Source organism: Variovorax sp. 20P10.2.4 (assembly GCF_058244205.1).
In genome coordinates this window covers 1-3,072 of the sequence record NZ_JBZAYE010000774.1, presented here as the reverse complement: position 1 = coordinate 3,072, position 3,072 = coordinate 1, and the positions used below count along the sequence as shown (strand labels likewise).

At 71.5% G+C, this 3,072-nt stretch carries 4 protein-coding genes; 2 read left to right on the top strand and 2 right to left on the bottom strand.

Features of this window, described 5'->3' with window-relative positions; translation table 11 throughout:
- Nucleotides 1-995: cobyric acid synthase (locus AC27VN_RS37285; RefSeq protein ID WP_490879903.1), on the bottom strand; the 995-nt coding region annotated here is incomplete at its 3' end.
- A gap of 158 nt (nucleotides 996-1,153) precedes the next feature.
- Between AC27VN_RS37285 and AC27VN_RS37280 the strand changes: the two genes are divergently transcribed.
- Nucleotides 1,154-1,378 (top strand): hypothetical protein, encoded by a 225-nt coding sequence (locus tag AC27VN_RS37280; protein WP_490879902.1) that lies wholly within the window; start codon nucleotides 1,154-1,156, stop codon nucleotides 1,376-1,378.
- Between the two features lie 10 nt (nucleotides 1,379-1,388).
- Here the strand turns inward: AC27VN_RS37280 and AC27VN_RS37275 are convergent, their stop codons facing one another.
- Nucleotides 1,389-2,366, bottom strand: a complete 978-nt coding sequence (locus AC27VN_RS37275) for a tripartite tricarboxylate transporter substrate-binding protein (protein WP_093342317.1) — start codon at nucleotides 2,364-2,366, stop codon at nucleotides 1,389-1,391.
- Nucleotides 2,367-2,507: 141 nt separating this feature from the next.
- Between AC27VN_RS37275 and AC27VN_RS37270 the strand changes: the two genes are divergently transcribed.
- Nucleotides 2,508-3,053: a MarR family winged helix-turn-helix transcriptional regulator gene (locus AC27VN_RS37270; protein WP_208510915.1), complete on the top strand. Its 546-nt coding sequence runs from the start codon at nucleotides 2,508-2,510 to the stop codon at nucleotides 3,051-3,053.
- The last annotated feature ends 19 nt before the right edge of the window (nucleotides 3,054-3,072 follow it).

Genomic DNA, 3,072 nt, shown 5'->3' with positions numbered 1-3,072 from the left:
GCGCGGTCGAGACCCTGCGCGCGCAGCCAGGCCAGGTCGCCGCTGGTGTGCTTGGAGCCGGGCAGCACGATCCAGTCGGCGCCGGCCACGTCGGCCGGCGCGCGGGCCCAGACCAGGCGCACGCCGGGCACGTTCTTCAGCGGCTGGAACTCGTCGAGGTTGCTGATGCGCGGATAGGCGATCACGGCGACGGTGCGCGTCACGGCGCCCGAAGACCGGCTGCGGTCGTCGAACACGCCGTCCTCCTCGGGCAGGCCGTGCTGCCACCACATCGGCAGGGTCGCGACCACGGGCACGCCGGTCATCTCGCGCAGCTGCTCGGGGGCGGGCGCGAGCAGCGAGGCATCGCCCCTGAACTTGTTGAGCACGAAGCCCGCGAGCAGCGCGCGGTCGGCCTCGGGCAGCAGCGCCCAGGTGCCATAGAGATGGGCGAAGGCGCCGCCGCGGTCGATGTCGGTGGCCAGCAGGCAGCGCGCCTGGGCATGGCGCGCGATGCGCAGGTTGACGATGTCGCTGGCCATCAGGTTGATCTCGGCCGGCGAGCCGGCGCCCTCGATCACGACCACGTCGTTCTCGGCGCGCAGCTCGTCGAGCGCACGCGCGAGCTGCGGCCACACGCGCTCGCTGCGCCCGCGCCACGGCAGCGCCGACAGGGTCTCGTCGACCTGCCCCATCAGCACCACCTGACTGTGGGTGTCGCGCTCGGGCTTGAGCAGCAGCGGGTTCATGCGCACCTCGGGCCGCGCGCGCGCCGCGAGCGCCTGGAAGTACTGGGCGCTGCCGATCTCGCCGCCCTCGACCACGCGCGCGTTGTTGCTCATGTTCTGCGCCTTGTAGGGCGCCACCTTGAGGCCCTGGCGCGCGTACCAGCGGCACAGCGCGGTCGCGATCCAGCTCTTGCCGGCACCGCTGGTCGTGCCCAGCACCATCACGCAACGCGCCCCGCCGGTGTGCTCTCGCGCGCTCGCCGGCGCCGCCGCTGCCTGGAAATTCATGGCGGGATTGTCGTTGAGCGCGCGCGGGTGCCCGAAACGCAACGCCGGAATGCGGCTTCCGTCACGCAACCGGCCCGGTGAACCCACGCGCTGCATCCGGTTCGGCGAATCCTCCGTATACAGGGCTTCTCCGTCACAACGCCCCGCGACCCCGCCCCATGCCCGCCCTCAACGACCTGGCCCTCACCGTCGAAGAACCCGAACCGGACCGCTTCCACTGGGTCCTGCTCAAGGCGCTGGACAGCGGCGAGGCCGACGTGCTCGATTACCGCGTCTACCGCCGCGCAGCGCGCGCCGAGACCAGCTATTCGAATGCGCTGGTGATGGGCGTGGCGGAGCTGCAGAAGATCAGCGCCGCGCGGCCGTCCGATCCCGACGCCTGAACGCGCGCGCTCAGGGCGCGAAGCCCGAGCGCCGCACCACCGGCTCCCACTGCTGCCGGTAGGCCTTGAGCATCTGCACCGTCTCGGCATTGCTGCTGACCACCGGCGTGATGTAGAGCGCATCGGCCGCCTTCTGCAGCCCCGGGTCCTGCATCACCTCGCGGATCTTCGCGGCCAGCAGCTGCACCTTGGCCGGCGGCATGCTGCTCGGCGCGAAGAAGGTGTTCCAGCCGTCGGCATCGATCTTCATGCCGGCCTCGCGGAAGGTCGGCAGCGAGGGCGCGAAGCTCGCGCGCTTCTTGCCCGACACGGCCAGGATGCGGATCTTGCCGGCCACGTGCTGCGCATAGAGCGAGTCCAGCGTGTCGATGGCGATCGGCAGCGAGCCGCCGGTCAGGTCGGCCGCCAGCGGCGCCGAGCCGCCATAGCCCTTGATCTGCGGCTGCACGCTCAGCGCATCGCCCACCATCAGGCCGAAGAAGTGCGGCAGGCTGCCGGTGGCCGGCACGCCGAAGATCGCCTCCTCGGGATGGGCCCAGAGCCGGCCCACCAGGAACATGGCGCGGTCGAGCTGCAGCTTCTGCCCCACGGCCAGCGCGAAGTCGTAGCTGCTGACCTGCGTGACGGGCACGAAGTCCTTGTCGGGGTCGTAGCCCGCGTCCTTGAACACCAGCGGCGCCACCACCATCACGGCCGGGTTGCCGAGCATCAGCACGTTCTCGGTCGCGGGTGCGCGCCGCAGTTGCTTGGCCGCGAGCCGGCCGCCCTCGCCCGCGCGGTTCTCGACCGTGACCGCCACGCCGAGCTTGGGCCCGAGCCGCTCGGCGATCAGCCGCGCGATGCGGTCGGTGCTGCCGCCGGGCGCATAGCCGACGACCAGCGTGAGCGGGCTCTCGAGGTTCTGCGCCTGCGCGGGCGCCAGGACACCGCCGATCGCGAGCGCGAGGCAGCAGGCGGCGAGTCGTCGCCGGGAGGGAAAAAAGGGCACGGGGGGATCTCCTCACGCCGGCGGCTGGTGGCCGGCTTTTGTTACGCTGTTTATATGCAGGTAACAAATAGTTGATCTAATCCATCATCGGGCGCCGCGGCGGCGCCGCCACATCCCGCGCCCTCCGTGAGTTCTTCTTCCCTGCAAGCCTTTCCCGACGCGGCCGCGCTGCTCGCGCCCCGCTCCCTCGACGACCTGCTGCTCTACCGGCTCTCGCGCGCGGCGCGCGCCGGTGCCGGTATGGCCACGCGCCTGGTCGAGGGCGGCTTCGGCATCACGCGCCGCGAATGGGGAATGATCGGCACGCTCGCGCAGACCGGCGAGATCACGCCCTCGGCACTGTCGGAGCAATTGAACCTGGACCGCGTGCGCACCTCGCGCGGGCTGCGCAGCCTGGTCGAGAAGCAGCTGGTGGAGCGGCGCCGCGACGCCGAGGACCGGCGCGAGGTGCACGTGCGGCTGAGCCCCGCGGGGCGGCAGCTCTACGACGAGCTGTTCCCGCGCATCGCCGACCTCAACACCGGCCTGCTCGAGGGCATGGAACCCGCGCACATCGAGATCCTGCTGCAGTGCCTGCAGCGGCTCGAGCAGCGCGGTGGCGCGCTCAGCGCCCAGGGCATGGTGCCCGAGAAGGCCGACCGCCGTTCGGGCGGCACGCGCCACCGCTGGCCGAAGCGGGGCGCGTAAGGACGACGCGAAGCGCGCT

Excerpts from the sequence above, each read along its gene's own strand:
- AC27VN_RS37280 (WP_490879902.1), top strand. The coding sequence starts at position 1,154 with ATGCCCGCCCTCAACGACCTGGCCCTCACCGTCGAAGAACCCGAACCG.